Origin of the sequence: Palleronia sediminis, from assembly GCF_004358695.1 — a bacterium.
Lineage (GTDB): Bacteria > Pseudomonadota > Alphaproteobacteria > Rhodobacterales > Rhodobacteraceae > Palleronia > Palleronia sediminis.
This window is the reverse complement of the sequence record NZ_SNAA01000014.1, coordinates 39,402-56,442: the sequence shown is the minus strand read 5'-3', so window position 1 is coordinate 56,442 and position 17,041 is coordinate 39,402. Positions and strand designations below refer to the sequence as shown.

Below are 17,041 nucleotides of genomic sequence, written 5' to 3'. Positions count from 1 at the left end.
ACCATGTGCAGGAATTGCGACTACACGATCCATGGGCATCACCATCACGGGTGGGATCGTTCGATCCCGCCCGCCGAGACGGTGGCGCCGGGCAGCCGGCTGCATTTCAAATGCCTCGACAGCTCGGGCGGGCAGTTCACCAGGGACAGCACCACCGCCGATGTGCCGGGGCTCGATTTCGGCAAGATCAACCCCGTGACCGGTCCCGTCCATGTCGACGGGGCCGAGCCGGGCGACGTGCTCAAGATCACGATGGAGGCGTTCCACCCCTCGGGCTTCGGTTGGACGGCGAATATTCCGGGCTTCGGCCTGCTCGCCGACCAGTTCACCGAGCCGCATCTCAAGATCTGGGACTACGACCCCGACACGCTCGCTCCGGCGCTGTTCTCTGATATCGCGCAGGTGCCGCTCAAGCCCTTTGCCGGCACGATCGGGCTCGCCCCGGCCGAGCCGGGCCTGCATTCCGTCGTGCCGCCGCGCCGGATGGGGGGCAATCTCGATATCCGCGATCTCGCGGCGGGAACGGTGCTGTATCTGCCCGTCGAGGTCGAGGGCGCGCTGTTCTCGATCGGCGATACCCATGCCGCGCAGGGCGACGGCGAGGTCTGTGGAACCGCCATCGAAAGCCCGATGGATGTCGAGGTGACGCTCGATCTCGTCAAGCAGGAGAAACTGGCCTTTCCGCGGTTCACCACGCCGGGGCCGGTGACGCGCCATCTCGACGCCAAGGGCTACGAGGTCACGACCGGGATCGGCCCCGACATGATGGCGGGCGCGCGCGATGCGGTCGCGGCCATGGTCGACCTGCTCTCGGCCCGGCACGGGATGGCCCCAGAGGATGCCTATCTGCTCTGCTCGGTGGCGGGCGATCTGCGTATCTCCGAGATCGTCGACATGCCCAACTGGGTCGTGTCCTTCTATTTCCCGCGTGTCGTCCTCGAATGACGGCGGGCCGCGACACCGGACAGGGCGGCCGCCGCCCTGTCCTCGAGATCCGCGACCTCGGCGTTCAGGTCGCGACCGAAGAGGGCGCGAAGACGGTGCTCGACGGGTTGTCCTTCGACCTCGCGCCGGGCGAGACGCTGGCGCTCGCGGGCGAAAGCGGGTCGGGCAAATCCATGACGGCGCTGGCCATCATGGGGCTTTTGCCCAAACCCATGGCGCGCATCTCGGGCGGCTCTATCCGCCTCGACGGGCAGGAGCTGACCGGTCTCGACGAGACCGCCTATCGCCGGATCCGCGCGGCCCGCGTGGCCATGATCTTCCAGGAGCCGATGACCTCGCTCAATCCGCTGATGACGGTCGAGCGCCAGCTCTGCGAGGTGTTGCTCGAACACGGCGTGTGTGCGCGCGGCGCGGCACCGGCCCGCGCGCTCGCGCTGCTGCGCGACGTGCGCCTGACCGAACCCGAGCGGCGGTTGCGCCAGTATCCCCACGAGCTTTCGGGCGGCATGCGCCAGCGCGTGATGATCGCCATGGCGCTCGCCTGCGACCCCGAGATCCTCATCGCCGACGAGCCGACAACCGCGCTCGACGTCACGGTGCAGGCCGAGATCCTCGACCTGATCCGCGCGCTTCAGGACGAACACGGTACCGCCGTGCTGATGATCACCCACGACATGGGCGTGGTGGCCGAGATGGCCGACCGCGTCATCGTGCTGCGCGAAGGCCGCGAGGTCGAGGCCGCGCCCGTGCGCGACCTCTTCGCCGCGCCGCGCACCGATTACGCCCGCACCCTGCTCGACGCGGTGCCGCGGCTGGGCTCGGCCCCCGCGCGGCCCGCCGCCGCCGATGCCGCCGCCGCGCGCATGGTCGAGGTCGAGGATCTCTGCGTGCGCTTCGGCATCTCGGGCGGGCTGCTCAACCGGACGGTCGCGCATGTCCACGCGGTCGAGGGCGTGTCGTTCCACCTGCGCCAGGGCGAGACGCTGGCGCTGGTCGGCGAGTCGGGCTGCGGCAAGTCGACCATCGGCAAGGCGCTGCTGGGCCTCGTCCCGTGGGAGGGCACGATCCGCGTCGCCGGCCGCCCGCTGCGCGGCCTGTCGCGCAAGGCGATGCGGCCGGTGCTGCGCGACATCCAGATGGTGTTCCAGGACCCCGGCGCCTCGCTCGATGCACGGATGAGCGTCGGCGAACAGGTGGTCGAGCCGATGCGCGTGCACGGGCTCGCCACGGGCTCCGAGCTGTCTGACCGGGCCGAATGGCTGTTTCGCCGGGTCGGGCTGTCGCCCGACATGCTGCAACGCTACCCGCACGAGTTCTCGGGCGGCCAGCGCCAGAGGGTCTGCATCGCCCGCGCGCTGTCGCTCTCGCCCAAGGTCATCGTCGCCGATGAAAGCGTCTCGGCGCTCGACGTGAGCGTTCAGGCGCAAGTGCTCGATTTGCTTCAGGAATTGCAGGAAGAGGACGGGCTCTCCTATCTCTTCATCAGCCATGACATGGCGGTGATCGAGCAGGTGGCCGACCGGGTGATGGTGATGCGTCTCGGCCAGGTCGTCGAAGAGGGCACGCGCGACCAGGTGCTGCGCGATCCGCGCCACGCCTATACGCGCCGTCTTCTGGCCGCGGTACCCGTGCCCGACCCGACGCGCGGGCGGGCGCCCCTGCCGCCCGCCGAGGATCTGGCCGAGGCAAGCCCGATCTTTCCGGTCGGTTGCGCGCCTGAACGGCTCTCGCTCACCGATCTGGCGCAGGGCCACCGCGTCGCGATGCCCTCGATCTGAGGGCGGCCCTTTCGGTCTCTGTTTCCATAAATACTCATGTCGTCCGGCCCGCCGCACCGCGGGCCGGACCGACTCCACTCGGTTAGGGCAGGACCACGGCGCCCGCGGCCCGTGCGAGGAACGGGCCGGCGAAAAGCCCGATGCCCACAACCGCCGCGCCCGATCCCAGCGCGACCGCCCCCGCGGCCCGGCTGAGACAGGCGGGGGGCGGGCCCTCGGGGGCCGCGAAACAGACCGGCCCGATGACGCGCAGGTAATAGCCCAACGACAGCACCGTGTTGGCCACCGCGGCTAAGGCCAGCCAGCCATAGCCGCCGTCGAGCGTGGCGACGAACAGCTCGAGCTTGCCGGTGAACCCGATCAGCGGCGGAATCCCCGTCAGCGACAGAAGCGCCACGATCAGCGCCGCGGCAAGGCCGGGGCGCGCAGCGATCAGCCCGTGGTAATCCGCAAGCGCCGTCCGCCCGCGAAGCTGGGCGACCACCGCGAAACCCGTCACGTTGGCCAGCGCGTAGGCGGCAAGGAACCACAGCAGCGCGGGCAGGGCGTCCGGCGCGAGATCGGCCACCGCCACGGCCATCAGCGCATAGCCCGATTGCGAGACCGACGACCATCCCAGCAGACGCCGCAGATCGTCTTGCCAGAGCGCGGCGAGATTGCCGAGCGTCATGGTCGCCACCGACAGCGCCGCGATCAGCGGGCGCAGCATCTCGACCTCGGGGAAAAGCTGCACCAGCCGGAACAGCGCCAGCGCCGCGCCGATCTTGGGCACCACGGTCAGAAAGGCCGCGGCGGGGACGGGCGCGCCCTCGGCCACGTCGGGCATCCAGGCGTGGCCCGGCACCGCCCCGAGCTTGAAGGCCAGCCCCGCGACGATCAGCGCGAGCCCCGCGAGCGCCAGCGGCTGCCCGAGGTCCGTGCGCGCCAGGGCGGCATAGTCGCTCGTCCCGGCCATCCCCATGACGAGGATCGCGCCGATCACCAGCAGCGCATTGGCCAGCGCGCCGATCAGGAAATATTTCATCCCCGCCTCGACGGACAGCGCCCAGTCGCGGTGAAAGGCGGCCAGCACGTAGCCCGTCACCGAGGAGAGCAACACCGCCATGACGAGCTGCAACAGGTCGGCCGCGGCCGCCATCGCGATCGCGCCCAGTGCAGAGAACAGCGTCAGCGCGTAGAACTCGCCATGCCGCCGGTCGGTCGCGAACCAGCGCGGCGCGAGGATGAGGCACAGCGCCGTGGCCGTCACGATCAGGATCCGCGCCCAGAGCGTCGCCCCGTCCAGCGCCCAGACCCCCGAGAAGGTCAGGCGCGCCGCGTCGGCCTGCGCGACCGCCCATGTCCCGGCGACGGCCAGCGCGGCCAGCGCGGGCCACAGGCACAGGCCGAGCCGGGGCTGCGGCAGCGCCATCGCCATGAGCAGCGCGGCCAGCGCTCCCGCGATCAGCGCGATCTCGGGGCCAAGATCGGCAAGGGGCATCTCAGCCCCCCCCGAGCGCAATCATGTCGATCAGCCAGGCGGGCCAGACCCCGATCAGCACCACGAGCCCCAGCAGCACGGCCAGCACGCCGAACTCGGTCCGGGTAAGGTCCGCGAAACCGTCGAGCGCGGGCGGCCGTTCGCCCAGGAACACCCGTTGCAGCATCCCCAGAAACAGCGCGGCGGTGACGATCAGGCCAAGCAGCGCGATGGCCGCGAGCCAGGGCCAGACCGCGAAGGCCCCGACGAAGATCTGCACCTCGGCCACGAAGCCCGCCAGCCCCGGAAGGCCCAGCGAGGCGAAACTCGCCAGCCCCATCGCGCCCATCAGCCGCGGCGCGCGACCCGCGAGCCCGCCATAGCTGTCGATCTCGTAGGTTCCGGTGCGGGCCCAGATCGAGCCGGCAATGAGAAACAGCGCCCCGGTGATGAGGCCGTGCGCCACCATCTCGATCACCGCGCCGTTCAGGGCGAGATCGCGCGCGGCCTCCTGCCCGGTAACGGCCGAGCCGGCCACGGCGATGCCCAGCACCGCGTATCCCATGTGATTGACCGAGGTATAGGCGATGCGCCGCTTGATGTTGTCCTGCGCGAAGGCGACGATACTGCCCCACAGGATCGAGGCAAGCGCGACCACTCCCAGCGCCAGCGCATAGGTGGCGAAGGTCTCGCGCAGCATCTGCATCGGGATGCGGACCAGCCCGTATGTGCCCATCTTGAGCAGCACCCCCGCAAGGATCGCCGAGGCCGGTCCCGGCGCGTCGACATGCGCGGGCGGCAGCCATGTGTGCAGCGGAAACAGCGGCGTCTTGATCGCGAAACCCAGCACGAAGCCCAGCAGGATCAGCCCCGCCCGCAGGTCCATCCCCGCCACGGGCTGAAGCGCGATCATGTCGCGCATGTCGAAGCTCAGCGGATCGACCGAGAGCACCAGCGCGATCAGCGCCAGCAGGATCAGCAGCGACCCGGCCAGCGTGTAGAGAAAGAACTTGAGCGCGGCGCGCGGCGCGTCGCCATGGCCCCACCGCCCGATCAGGAAATACATCCCCACGAGGCTGAGGTCGAAAAAGACGTAGAAGATCAGCAGGTCGAGCGTCAGGAACAGGCCCAGTGACGCGCCTTCGAGAAAGAGGAACCAGGCGTAATAGGCGCGCGCATTCACCTCGCGCTCCATCGGCCAGGCGATGGCCGCGACGAAGAGAAGGCCGCTCATCAGCGCCAGCGGCAGCGATATGCCGTCGACGCCCACGCGCCATGCGACGCCGAGCGGCGGGATCCACGGGGCCTCCTGCACGGCCTGGAACCCCGCGCCGGGGATGAAGCCCGCCCAGACCACGCAAAGCGCGCCCAAGGACAGCGCCGCCACGAGGATCGCGGCGAGCCGCGACTGCCCCGCCGACAGGGGCGCCGAGGCCAGCAATGCGGCGCCCGCGAAGGGCAGCAGGATGGCGAATGTCAGCATGTCAGACGAGTCCTCCGATCAGCAGCAGGATGGCCAGCGCCGTTCCGATGACGAACATGGCGTAGTAGTGATGCGACAACCCGGTTTGCAGCCGCCGCGCATCGGCCCCGCCTTGCCCCGCGATGCGCGCCGTGCCCTCGGGCAGGCCGTCGGCCAGCGCCTCGCCATGCCCGCCGCCCAGCCGTGCCAGCCCGCGCGTGGCCTCGGCGATGCGCCAGACGGCCGCGTCTATGCCGCCCCGGTCGATCTGCATCGCCCCCCAGACCGCGCGCCCGCCCCGCGCCAAACCGCGTGCGCCGCGCGCCGCGCCGCGCGGGATCGCGTCGAGCACGGTATCGTCGAGCCGGGCCGCCCCGCGGGCGGCGCGCTCGAACGGGGCGACGATGCCGTGCTGGATCAGCGCGGGCAGCCCCAGCCAGTCGGCCGCGACGGGCGGGGGGGACGCGCCCCGCCGCGCCAGCGTCAGGCCGGCCAGCACGCCGCAGCCGACCAGCCCCAGCGATAGGGCCATCTCGGCCGCGCCCGCGTCGAGCGGGGCAAAGCGCAGGGTCGCGCGAACCGGCGCCAACCACAGCGCGCCCAGCGCGACGCAGCCCAGCGACAGCGCGCCCAGCGCGGCGATCTCGGCGCGGCGGGGGCGCGTCTCGGGCTCGGCCCCGCGCGGCCCGAAGGCCAGCCACCAGAACCGCGCGGCATAGGCCGCCGAAAGCGCCCCGGCGACCGCCACGCCGACGCCCGACCAGAGGCTCGCATGGCTCGCCGCGGCGACGATCTGCTCCTTGGTCCAGGCGGCGCCCATCGGCGGGACAGCGGCCAGCGCCAGCGCCGCCGGGGCGGTCAGGGCGGCGACCCATGGCAGCGTCCGCTGATAGCCCATGCGCCCCAGGTCATAGCTCCCGGCGGCACGCCCCGCGATCCCCGCTGCCAGAAACAGCGGCGCCTTGAACGCGGCATGGGCGACCAGATGCGCCACGGCAATGCCCGGATATCCCGCCCCCACGGCCACGAACATCAGGCCCAGCTGGGCCGAGGTCGACCCCGCGAGCAGCCGCTTGGCATGGCCCTGCATGACCGCCACCGCGCCGCCCGCCAGCGCGGTGACGAGCCCGAGGGCGAGTGTCGCGCCGCTCCAGCCCGGAACGGGGGCGAGCCACGGGTGCAGCCGCGCGAGCAGGTAGGCCCCCGCCGCCACCATGGTCGCGGCGTGCAACAGCGCCGAGACCGGGGCCGGGCCGTCCATCGCGCGAAAGAGCCATGGCGCGAACGGGCCTTGCCCCGCCTTGGCGGCGGCGGCGACCAGTATCCCGAACGCCGCGAGGCTCAACGCCGGGCCGTCGAGCCGCCCCAGCGCCGCGAACTCGAGCGTGCCGGCCCCCGCCCATGTCGCCATCACCGCCAAGAACAGCCCCAGATCGCCCAGCCGCGTCGCGACAAAGGCATAGCGCCCAGAGGCCGGGTTCGCGCGATCCCGCCAGCGGTGCCCGATCAGCGCCCAGGAGCAGAACCCCATCACCTCCCACGCAATGAGCAGGGTCAGCAGGTCGGCGGCCGTCACGGCAAGCAGCATCGCGCCGCAAAAGACCAGCATCAGCCCCAAGAGCCGCGCAAGCCCGCGCGCCTCTTCGTGGGCGGCGGCAAAGACCAGCACCGCCACCGCCACGGCGGGCACGGTGACGGCGACCGCCGCCGAAAGCGGGGTGAGCGCGAGGCGCAGCACCAGCCCCGCGCCCCAGTCATGGCCGGCCGTCCAGCCCTGCGCTGTTGCCAGCACGGCCAGAAGCAGCGTCACCGCCGCCGCACCGGCGGCCATCGCGCCCAGCCGCCGCCGCCCGCCATCGCCCGCGGCCCAGATCGCCAGCCCGGCCAGCGCCGGAAACAGGGGGAGCGCGAAAAGCATCAGTGCCGCAGCTCCGTCAGGCTTTCGGTCATGTCGGCCTGCCGCTTGCGATAGACGGCGACGACCAGTGCAAAGCCCACCGCCATCTCGACGGCCATGACCGCCATGACGATGATGGCCAGCAACTGCCCCTCGGGTGCGCCGCCCAGCGAAAACGCCCAAAAGCCCACGATGGCGAGGATCGCGCCGTTCAGCATCAGCTCGAGCCCCATCATCAGCATGACGAAACTCTGCTGCGACAGCGCGCCGTAAAGCCCGATGCCGATCAACGCGGCGGCCACGATCAGGACGGAAACCAGCGTCATCTCAATGCCCCCAGTGATGGTCATGATGGCCGCCGCCCTGCGCGGGTCGGCGCCCGGCGGGCGCGCCTCCGGGGGTCAGGCCGGGCGGCACCGAGCCCGCATCGCTCTCGCCATAGCGTCCCGAGCGCGCCGACAGCACCACCGCCCCGATCATGGTCGCCAGCAGCGTCACCCCCGCCGTCTCGAAGATCAGCATCGACGGCCCCAGCAGCTCGCGCCCCAGGTCGCGTACCGCCTCGGCCTCGGGCGGCACCGGGTTCGCGGGCAGGTCCGACAGCAGCACGGCCGCCACCAGCCCGGCAAAGGCCGTCCCTCCCGTGATCGCGGCGAACCGGTGCTGGTGCACCATGCTCATCGGGTTCAGCCCGGCGGGGTTCATCATGAACATGACCATGAAGAGCGCCATGACCATCATCTCGACCGCCATCATGAAAACGGTCGCGATCCCGATATAGGGCGCGGCCAGCAGCACCGCGATCAGGCCCACCGCAATGAAGGACACCAAAAGCTGGAACGACGCCCGTACCATGGAATCGACGCGAAAGACCCTCCATCCCGACCAGACGGCAAGCGCGGACAGCACCAGGAACAGCGCATCGGTCATGGCAGCACCTCGATCCCGACAAGCGCCAGGTTGGCGAAGGACAGCGGCAGCAGCACCACCCACAGCAGCGTCAGCATCCGCGCGGGCGGCATCCGCGCGAAGAACCGTCCCGCGGCCACGGTCGCGGCCATCACCGCCAGCGTCTTGAGCAAGAGCCACAGGGGGCCGGGCAGCACCGGCCCGAGATAGCCGCCGAGAAACGCGGTGGCGGCCATGGCCGAAAAGGCCACCAGCATCGCCGCGCGCGCAAGACGCCACGCGGCGAGGGCCGGGCCGCTTTCCTCGGCCGAGGTGCCGCCGGCAAGCTCGGCGCCGCCCGCGTAGTCGAACGGCCCCCGCAGGGTCAGCGCAAGCCCCAGTGCCATGAAAAGCGGCAGCCCGAGCGGTTGCCGCACCAGGTTCCACACCTCGCGCTGCGCCTCGACCACCGCCCCCACCGACAGCGATTGCGCGGGCAGGGCCGCGCCGATCAGCACGAACATCGACAGCAGCATCGCGGGCAGGGCGATGGCGACATAACGGTAGGCGCCGAGCAGGGGAAAGGGCGCGTTGGGCGACCAGCCATGCAGGAACACGACCACCACCGTCAGCGCCTCGCAGGCCCCCCAGAGCACCAGCCCCGTCGACAGGTCCGACGCGACGAGGCCGGGCGCGAGCGGCACGACGGACAGCCCCACCAGCGCCAGCGCCAGGTACCAGCCCGGCGCGAGCAGGCGGTTCAGCCGGTCGGGCGCCTCGGTCGGCGCCACGGGTCGAAGCAGCAGCGCGGCGCCATTGCGCAGCGGCCCGGCCAGCAGGGCGCCCCGCCCCGTGCCGATGCGGTCGAACACCGCCGCCGCCCAGACGAGCGGCGGCAGGGCCAGCAGCAAATACAGCGTGGCGGCGATCATGCGGCCTCCGGCTTGAGACAGGCCGCGCGCAGCCGCGACGGCGCAAAGCTCGCCAGCCACAGCGCGGCGCCGGTCCAGTCGCGGCCGGGCAGCGCGTCGGGCAGGGGTCGGGGCGTCTCGTCCACCCGCGCGCCGTCGACCCATGCGGCAAGCCGCCGGCGCATCCCCGATCCGCGCGGCAACGCGGCCAGCGCACCCCGCGCCCGCGCGGCGCGCGGCCCGATCCCCATGAGCCGCAGCATCCGCGCCGCGCACGGGCCGGGCGCGTCGCTCTCGGCGCCCTGCGGATAAGGGGGCGCGGCCACGCCGGCCGCGACGATCACATCGCCCTGCAACGTCAGGTCGAGCGCCAGCCCCGGCGGAAGCATCGGCAGGAACGGGCCGAACCGCGCGCGATAGGCGTCGAGCGCCAGCCCGTCGCGGATATCCTCGGCCGTCATCGCCATGGGGCGGCCGTAAGGCGTGCCGCCCATCATCCCCATGCCGCCCTGGCCATGCGGGCCGATCCCCTCCCAGGGGTGTGGGGGCAGGTCGGGGCGCTGGTCGGGCTCGTCCGTTTCGGCCGCGCGCCGGATCGCGCCCGTCGGATCGTCCCCGTCGGCGATCTCGCCGCGATCAAAGAGCCGCGGCGCGCGCCACCAGACCGTGGCGCGCGGGCGGGCAAGCTGGGCATGCAACCGCTCGAGCGCCGTCGCATGCGCCGCGTCCACCTCGCCCGCCACCAGCAGGACGCGCGCATGGCGCGGCGTGTCGACCAGCCTCAGGCCGGGGCGGCGGCGCAGCGTCTCGACAGGTGCCAGCCCCCCCGCGCCGATGGCGGCAAAGACCGGGATCTCGGCCCCGCGGGCCAGCGAGGCGAGCAGGCTCATTGCCACCGGAACACCCCCTCGCGCCAGCCATAGAGGATGCCGACCGACAGGATGCCGAGGAACATGCCCATCTCGGCCAGCGCCTTGGTTCCGGTCTCGATATAGACGACCGCCCAAGGATACATGAACATCATCTCCATTTCGAAGGCGATGAAGAGCAGCGTCATCGGGTAATAGCGCGCATGCCAGCGTTGCCATGCATGGGTCTGCGGCACGCCGCCGCCGAGAAAGGGCGCGCGGTGGGGCCATGTCGCGCCCGCCTCGGGGCCGAGCCGCTGGAGGCCCCAGGCAAACGCCACGGCCAGCAGCACCAGCACGAGCGGCATCGCGATCTCGGTCATGGTCCGTCCCCTCTCGCCTCGGTCCCGTATCGCGTCACGGGGTCGGAACGCGCCTCCGCCGGCGCGGGTTTCGTCGCGCGCCGGATCGGGCGCGGCGGGTCCGTCTTCTCTTTCCCAAATACCCCGGCGCGACGCCCCGGCCCCCGCGCCGCGTTCGGGGCCTCTTGCGCGGCGCTGTCAGCCCCGGCCTTCGGCGCGGGCGAGATCGGCGAGGATGGGGCAATCGGGGCGGTGATCCCCGGCGCAGGCATGAACGAGCCGCGCCAATGTCGCGCGCATCTCGGTCAGCTCGGCGATCTTGGCGTCGATCCGCTCGAGATGGTCCTCGGCGATATGCTTGACCTCGGCGCTCGTGCGGCCGTCGTCGCCATAAAGCTGCAGCAGGCTCCGGCAGTCGTCGATGCCGAAGCCGAGCGCCCGCGCCCGCCCCAGGAATGCCAGCTTGTGCACATCCGCCTCGGCAAAGCTGCGATAGCCGTTCGCGGCGCGGCGCGGCGCGATCAGCCCGATTTCCTCGTAATAGCGGATCGTCTTGGCCGGCAGGCCGGACCGTTCAGCAACGTCGCCGATATTCATCGCGCGTCCTTTCTATTCGGCCGGGGTGGGGGAGAGCCGCGCGGATCCGCGCGGCGCGCGGGCCTCGTCCATGGCGGGCGCGATGCGGCGCAGGCGCAGCGCGTTCGACAGCACGAAGACCGAGGACAGTGCCATCGCGCCCGCGGCCAGCATCGGCGAGAGCAGCACGCCGAAGGCGGGATAGAGCACGCCGGCCGCCACCGGGATCAGCGCGACGTTATAGCCGAAGGCCCAGAACAGGTTCTGGCGGATGTTGCGCATCGTCCGGTTCGAGACGCGATAGGCGTTCACCACGCCGCGCAGGTCGCCCGACATCAGAACGACATCGGCAGACTCGATGGCCACGTCGGTGCCCGTGCCGATGGCGATGCCGACATCGGCATGCGCCAGCGCCGGGGCGTCGTTGATGCCGTCCCCGACAAAGGCGATCCGCCCCGACGATCCGCGCAGATCGTCCAGCGCCGCGACCTTGCCGTCGGGCAGGACGCCCGCGATCACGCGGTCGATGCCGGTCTCGCGGGCGATGGCCTCGGCCGTCTCGCGCTTGTCTCCGGTGATCATGGCGACCTCGAGCCCCAGATTGTGCAGCGCCCGGATCGCGGCGGCCGAGGACGGCTTTACCGGGTCGGCCACGGCGATGACGGCGGCCACGCGCCCGTCGATGGCGGCGAAGAGCGCGGTGCGGCCGCGCGCGGCCAGGCGCGTCTCGGCCTCGGCCAGGGCGCCGATCGCGAGCCCCTCGCGCGTCATCAGCCGGTCGGCGCCCACCAGGACGTCGCGGCCGGCAATGCGTGCGCGCACACCGTGGCCGGTGATCGAGGCAAAGCTCTCGACCGCGTGGCGGGGGGCGTTCTCGGCGCGGGCCGCGCGGGTGATGGCGTCGGCGATGGGGTGCTCGGACTGTTCCTCGACCGCGGCCACCAGCGCCAGCACCTCGGCGCGGTCGAACCCCTCGGCCAGCACCATGTCGGTCAGTTCGGGGCGGCCTTCGGTGACGGTGCCGGTCTTGTCCATCGCCACGATGCTCACGCCGCTGAGCTGTTGCAGCGCGTCGCCCTTGCGAAACAGCACGCCCATCCCGGCCGCGCGCCCCGTGCCGACCATGATCGAGGTCGGCGTGGCAAGCCCCATCGCGCAGGGGCACGCGATGATGAGCACCGACACCCCCGCGACAAGCGCATGGGACAGCGCGGGCGCAGGGCCGACGATCAGCCAGACCAGCACCGTGAGCGCGGCCAGCGCCATGACGGCCGGCACGAACCACAGCGTGATGCGGTCCACCATGCCCTGGATCGGCAGCTTGGCGCCCTGCGCCTCTTCGACCATGCGGATGATCTGGGCGAGCGTCGTGTCGGCGCCGACGCGGGTCGCGCGGAACCGGAACGCGCCGCTGCCATTGACCGTGCCGCCCGTGACCGGGTCGCCCGCGGTCTTGGCCACCGGCACAGGCTCGCCCGTGATCATGCTTTCGTCGACGCGGGCGCTGCCCTCGATCACCTCGCCGTCCACGGCGATGCGTTCGCCGGGGCGCACGATCAGGATATCGCCGGTGCGGATACGCTCGATGGCCACGTCCTGCGGCTCGCCCTCGACCAGAACCCGCGCGGTGCGCGCCTGAAGCCCAAGCAGTTTCTGGATCGCGGCGCCGGTGCGGCCCTTGGCGCGCGCCTCCATCCACCGGCCCAGCAGGATCAGCACCACGATCACCGCCGCCGCCTCGAAATAGACGGCGCGGCTGCCCTCGGGCAGGACCGAGGGCGCGAAAAGCGCCACCACCGAGAACAGGTAGGCGGCCGAGGTGCCGACGGCGACGAGGCTGTTCATGTCGGGCGCGCCGCGCAGCAATGCCGGAAAGCCCTTGGTGTAGAACCCGCGTCCGGGCCCTGCGAGAACGGCGGTGGTCAGCACGAACTGGATGAGCCAGCTCGCCTCGTGCCCGATTGTGCGTCCGATCAGCCCGTGCATTCCGGGCACGACATGGGCGCCCATCTCGAGCACGAAGACCGGCAGCGCCAGCGCCGCGGCCAGCGCGGTCCGGCGCGCCAGAGCCCGCGCCTCGTCATCCTTGCGCGCGCCGCGATCCTCGGGCGCGGTATCCTGCGCCGGGGTGGCGGGATAGCCCGCCGCCTGGGCCGCGCGCAGCAAATCGGCGATATCGACCGCGCCCTCTGCATAGGTGACGGTCGCGGTTTCCGAGGCGAGGTTGACGCCGACCTCGATCACGCCCGGCAGCGCAGCAAGCGCCCTGTCCACCCGCCCCACGCAGGAGGCGCAGGACATCGACGCCACGTCGAGCCGGACGGTCCGGGTGCGGGCGGGATAACCGGCTTGCGACAGCGCGGCGAGCACCTCGGACAGGCGGTCGGCCGAGTCGACCTGCATCTGCACCGTCTCGCTGGCGAGGTTGACGGCGACCCCGTCGACGCCGGGACGGCCCGCCAGCACCCTTTCGACACGGCCCACGCAAGAGCCGCAGGACATGTTCTGCACCGAAAGCCTGAGCGTCTGCGAAGCGGGCATGGGGGTCTCCTGAATGCTGTCGCGCCCCAGATAGGGGTTCCACCGGCTGGAAGGTCAATGGGGGTGCGCGCCGTTTTCCGGCGTCTTGACCTTCCCGCGGTGGAAGGCCCCACCTGTCGCGAAATGCCGAAGGAGAGACGCATGACCCGCCTGACCGTTCCCGACATGAGCTGCGCCCATTGCACCGGCGCCATCGAAACCGCGATCCGCAAGGTCGATCCCGGCGCGCAGGTGAGGTGCGATCTGACCACGCATGTCGTCGAGATCGACAGCCCGGCCGAGCCGGCGACGTTGGCCGAAGCGGTGCGGAGCGCGGGCTACGAGGTGCGCGCGGCAGGCTGAGCCCACGGCGCGCCGGTCGAAAAACAGGTGCGGGCGGCGCGCGAAAGGGATTGCCGCGCCGGGCGGGGTCGTGAAATATCGGCGCAGGATTTCACGGGAATCGCCATGTCCGCCCTCGGTGCCGACCTCCGCGCCCTGCGCCGCGCCCGCGGCCTGACGCTTGCCCAGATGGCCGACCGGCTCGACCGGTCGGTCGGCTGGATGAGCCAGGTCGAACGCGATCTCTCGACCCCCGACGGCGAGACACTCGCGCGGATGGCCGAAACGCTGGACGCGCCGCTGACGCTGCTGACCGACCGCGAGGTGGGCGAGGTGGTGCGCGCGGGCCGCCGCCGCGTGCTGGGCGAACGCGTGCCGGGTCTGCACGAAGAGCTGTTGTCGCCCGATCTCACCGACGGGTTCGAGGTGATCCACTCGGTGTTTCAGCCCGGCGCGCGGCGCGACGACCTGGTGATCCGCGACACGACCGAGATCGCGCATCTGCTGTCGGGGCGGCTGAGCGTGTGGCTGGGCGAGGACCGCCACGACCTGCGCCCCGGCGATACCGCGCGGCTGCGCGGACAGCCGTTCCGCTGGGCCAACGAGCATTCCGAACCGGCCGTGGCCGTCTGGATCATCTCCCCCGCCATCTACACACAGGAAAGCCTGCCATGACCGAAACCGCCCGCGTCGTCATCATCGGGGGCGGCGTCGTCGGCGTGTCCTGCCTCTACCATCTGGCCCAGCGGGGCTGGACCGATTGCACCCTGCTCGAAAAGAACGAGCTCACGGCGGGCTCGACCTGGCACGCGGCGGGCAACTGCCCGACCTTCTCGACCTCGCTGGGGATGACGAAGCTCCAGCGCTATTCGATGGAGCTTTACCGCGGGCTCGAGGCGGCGACGGGCACACCGCTGACCTACAACGTCACCGGCGCGATCCGCCTGGCCCATACCGACGACCGGATGCGCGAGTTCGAGCATGTCGCCGCGTGGGGGCGCAAGCTCGGGATGCCGACCGAGATGATGACGGTCGCCGACATGCGCGAGGCCTATCCGTTCCTCGAGACGCACGACCTGGTCGGCGGGTTCTGGGACGCCCATGACGGCGATGCCGACCCCGCCTCGCTGACCGGCGCGCTGGCCGCGGGCGCGCGCGCGCTCGGGGCTACGATCCACCGTTTCCGGCCCGCGACCGGCGTGACGCGCAAGGGCGGCGAATGGATCGTGCATACCGCGCAGGGCGATATCCGCTGCCGCTATGTCGTCAACGCGGGCGGCTATTACGCGCAGCGCATCGGCGAATGGTTCAGGCCCCATGGCGGGCGCACGGTGCCGATGACGGTTTTGCAGCACCAGTACCTGCTGACCGAAGAGATCCCCGAGATCGCGGAATGGACCCGCGAGAACGGCCGCAAGCTGCCGCTCGTGCGCGACCCCGACGTGTCGTACTACCTCCGGCAGGAAAAGACCGGCCTGAACCTCGGCCCCTACGAGCGCGGCGGACAGCCCTTCTGGACCGACGCGCCGATGCCCGAGGATTTCTCGTTCCAGCTTTTCCCGGACGATCTCGACCGGCTCGAACCCTATATCGAGGATGCCATGGCGCGCGTGCCGCTGCTGGGCACGGCGGGGATCAGCCGGGTCATCAACGGCCCCATCCCCTATGCGCCCGACGGCTTGCCCTTGATCGGGCCGATGCCGGGGGTGCCCGATGCCTTCGAGGCCTGCGTCTTTACCTTCGGGATCGCGCAGGCCGGCGGGGCGGGCAAGCTGCTGACCGACTGGATCGTCGAGGGCGCGCCCGAATGGGATGCCTGGTCGATGGACCCGCGCCGCTTTACGGGCTGGGTCGACCAGGCGGCGGCCGATGCGATGGGGCTTCAAGTCTATCGCCACGAATACGCCTTGCAGCACCCCCACCATGCCTGGCCCGCGGGCCGCGACAAGCGGCTATCGCCCGCGCATGACCGCATCAAGGCGGCGGGCGGACGGATGGGCGCCTTCGGCGGGTGGGAGCGGGCCTTGTGGTATGCAAGGCCGGGCGACGACACCACCGAGGCCGCGACCGAGACCTTTGCCCGGCACGGCCCGTGGTGGGGTGCGGTTGCCGACGAGGTGGCGGCGGTCCGCGACGGTGTGGGCGTCATCGACATCTGCGGCTTTACCCGGTTCGAGCTGTCGGGCGCAGGCGCGGGCGACTGGCTCGCGGGCCGGATCGCGGGGCGGCTGCCCCGGACCGGGCGGATGGGGCTGGCCTATTTCGCGGATGCGCGGGGGCGGTGCCTGACCGAAATGTCGGTGCTCCGCCATGACGAGGATGCGTTCACGCTCATCACCGCGGCCGCGGCCCAATGGCACGACCGCGACGTGCTCACGCGGGATCTGCGTGACGGGCTGACGCTCGTCGACCGCACCGACGAGGTCTCGACCCTGCTTGTCACGGGACCCGAGGCGCGGGCGCTATTGACGGGGATCGGCACGACGGCCGACCTGTCCGCGCCCTGGCTCAGCCATCAGCGGGCCGAGGTGGCGGGCATCGGCTGCACGCTCGCGCGGGTGTCTTTCGCGGGCGATCTCGGCTGGGAGATCCACGCCCGGCCCGCCGATATCCCGGCCCTGTGGGACGCGGTGACGGGGGCGGGGGCGCGCCCCTTCGGGATGATGGCGCTCGATTCGATGCGGATGGAAAAGGGCTGGCTGTCGTGGAAGGGCGACCTGTCCACGGACTACACGCTCGAAGAGTTGGGCCTCGCGCGGTTCATGCGCCACCCCGGCACGCCCGAGCGGCGCATCGCACTGCTCGAACATGACGGCGCGTTCGATCCGCTGCCCATGTCGAACGTGCTCTCGGGCGACAGCATCGTGGGCGAGGTGACGACCGCCGCCTTCGGGCACCGCGTGGGCAAGCCGCTGGCGCTGGCCATGCTGCCCGTGGATCTCGCCGCGCCGGGAACGTCGCTTTCCATCGACATCTTCGGCCGGCCCGCGCAGGCCCGCGTCCTGCCGGGCGCCGCGTGGGATGCCGATTTCACCCGCATCAGGAGCTGACGC

15 protein-coding genes are annotated in these 17,041 nt (G+C 71.4%); 5 read left to right on the top strand and 10 right to left on the bottom strand.

From position 1 onward, the window contains the following. Positions 1-3: 3 nt before the first annotated feature. Positions 4-945, top strand: coding sequence for an acetamidase/formamidase family protein (locus E2L08_RS12445; RefSeq protein WP_133397420.1), 942 nt, complete (start codon positions 4-6; stop codon positions 943-945). Then, on the top strand, positions 942-2,723 hold the full coding sequence (locus tag E2L08_RS12440; RefSeq protein ID WP_133397419.1) for an ABC transporter ATP-binding protein: 1,782 nt from the start codon (positions 942-944) through the stop codon (positions 2,721-2,723). The genes E2L08_RS12445 and E2L08_RS12440 overlap by 4 nt, the downstream gene beginning before the upstream one ends. A gap of 82 nt (positions 2,724-2,805) precedes the next feature. On the opposite strand, the gene E2L08_RS12435 is transcribed toward E2L08_RS12440, so the two are convergent. From E2L08_RS12435 to E2L08_RS12390, 10 genes are all read right to left on the bottom strand, one after another. Beyond that, complete coding sequence (locus E2L08_RS12435) at positions 2,806-4,203, bottom strand: NADH-quinone oxidoreductase subunit N (protein ID WP_133397418.1); 1,398 nt, start codon at positions 4,201-4,203, stop codon at positions 2,806-2,808. A 1-nt stretch (position 4,204) separates the two neighbouring features. Beyond that, positions 4,205-5,665, bottom strand: a complete 1,461-nt coding sequence (locus tag E2L08_RS12430) for a complex I subunit 4 family protein (protein WP_133397417.1) — start codon at positions 5,663-5,665, stop codon at positions 4,205-4,207. Position 5,666: 1 nt separating this feature from the next. Next, on the bottom strand, positions 5,667-7,562 hold the full coding sequence (locus E2L08_RS12425; protein ID WP_133397416.1) for a proton-conducting transporter transmembrane domain-containing protein: 1,896 nt from the start codon (positions 7,560-7,562) through the stop codon (positions 5,667-5,669). Further along, complete coding sequence (gene nuoK / locus E2L08_RS12420; RefSeq protein ID WP_240758226.1) at positions 7,562-7,891, bottom strand: NADH-quinone oxidoreductase subunit NuoK; 330 nt, start codon at positions 7,889-7,891, stop codon at positions 7,562-7,564. Before nuoK ends, E2L08_RS12425 begins: the two co-directional genes overlap by 1 nt. Next, positions 7,869-8,471: an NADH-quinone oxidoreductase subunit J family protein gene (locus tag E2L08_RS12415; protein WP_133397415.1), complete on the bottom strand. Its 603-nt coding sequence runs from the start codon at positions 8,469-8,471 to the stop codon at positions 7,869-7,871. The genes nuoK and E2L08_RS12415 overlap by 23 nt, the downstream gene beginning before the upstream one ends. After that, positions 8,468-9,361, bottom strand: coding sequence for a complex I subunit 1 family protein (locus tag E2L08_RS12410; RefSeq protein WP_133397414.1), 894 nt, complete (start codon positions 9,359-9,361; stop codon positions 8,468-8,470). The genes E2L08_RS12415 and E2L08_RS12410 overlap by 4 nt, the downstream gene beginning before the upstream one ends. Beyond that, entirely contained in the window at positions 9,358-10,230 is an 873-nt protein-coding gene (locus E2L08_RS12405; protein WP_133397413.1) for a hypothetical protein, read from the bottom strand. Before E2L08_RS12405 ends, E2L08_RS12410 begins: the two co-directional genes overlap by 4 nt. Beyond that, positions 10,227-10,571, bottom strand: coding sequence for an NADH-quinone oxidoreductase subunit A (locus tag E2L08_RS12400; protein WP_133397412.1), 345 nt, complete (start codon positions 10,569-10,571; stop codon positions 10,227-10,229). Before E2L08_RS12400 ends, E2L08_RS12405 begins: the two co-directional genes overlap by 4 nt. A gap of 177 nt (positions 10,572-10,748) precedes the next feature. Further along, entirely contained in the window at positions 10,749-11,147 is a 399-nt protein-coding gene (gene cueR / locus E2L08_RS12395; protein WP_133397411.1) for a Cu(I)-responsive transcriptional regulator, read from the bottom strand. A gap of 12 nt (positions 11,148-11,159) precedes the next feature. Continuing rightward, positions 11,160-13,667, bottom strand: coding sequence for a heavy metal translocating P-type ATPase (locus E2L08_RS12390; protein WP_133397410.1), 2,508 nt, complete (start codon positions 13,665-13,667; stop codon positions 11,160-11,162). 141 nt (positions 13,668-13,808) lie between these two features. On the opposite strand from E2L08_RS12390, the gene E2L08_RS12385 reads away from it, so the two are divergent. From E2L08_RS12385 to E2L08_RS12375, 3 genes are all read left to right on the top strand, one after another. Next, positions 13,809-14,009 carry a heavy-metal-associated domain-containing protein gene (locus E2L08_RS12385; protein WP_133397409.1) on the top strand — a complete coding sequence of 67 codons (201 nt, stop codon included), beginning with the start codon at positions 13,809-13,811 and terminating at the stop codon, positions 14,007-14,009. A gap of 105 nt (positions 14,010-14,114) precedes the next feature. Further along, entirely contained in the window at positions 14,115-14,663 is a 549-nt protein-coding gene (locus tag E2L08_RS12380; protein WP_133397408.1) for a helix-turn-helix domain-containing protein, read from the top strand. After that, positions 14,660-17,038, top strand: coding sequence for an FAD-dependent oxidoreductase (locus E2L08_RS12375; protein WP_133397407.1), 2,379 nt, complete (start codon positions 14,660-14,662; stop codon positions 17,036-17,038). The genes E2L08_RS12380 and E2L08_RS12375 overlap by 4 nt, the downstream gene beginning before the upstream one ends. The last annotated feature ends 3 nt before the right edge of the window (positions 17,039-17,041 follow it).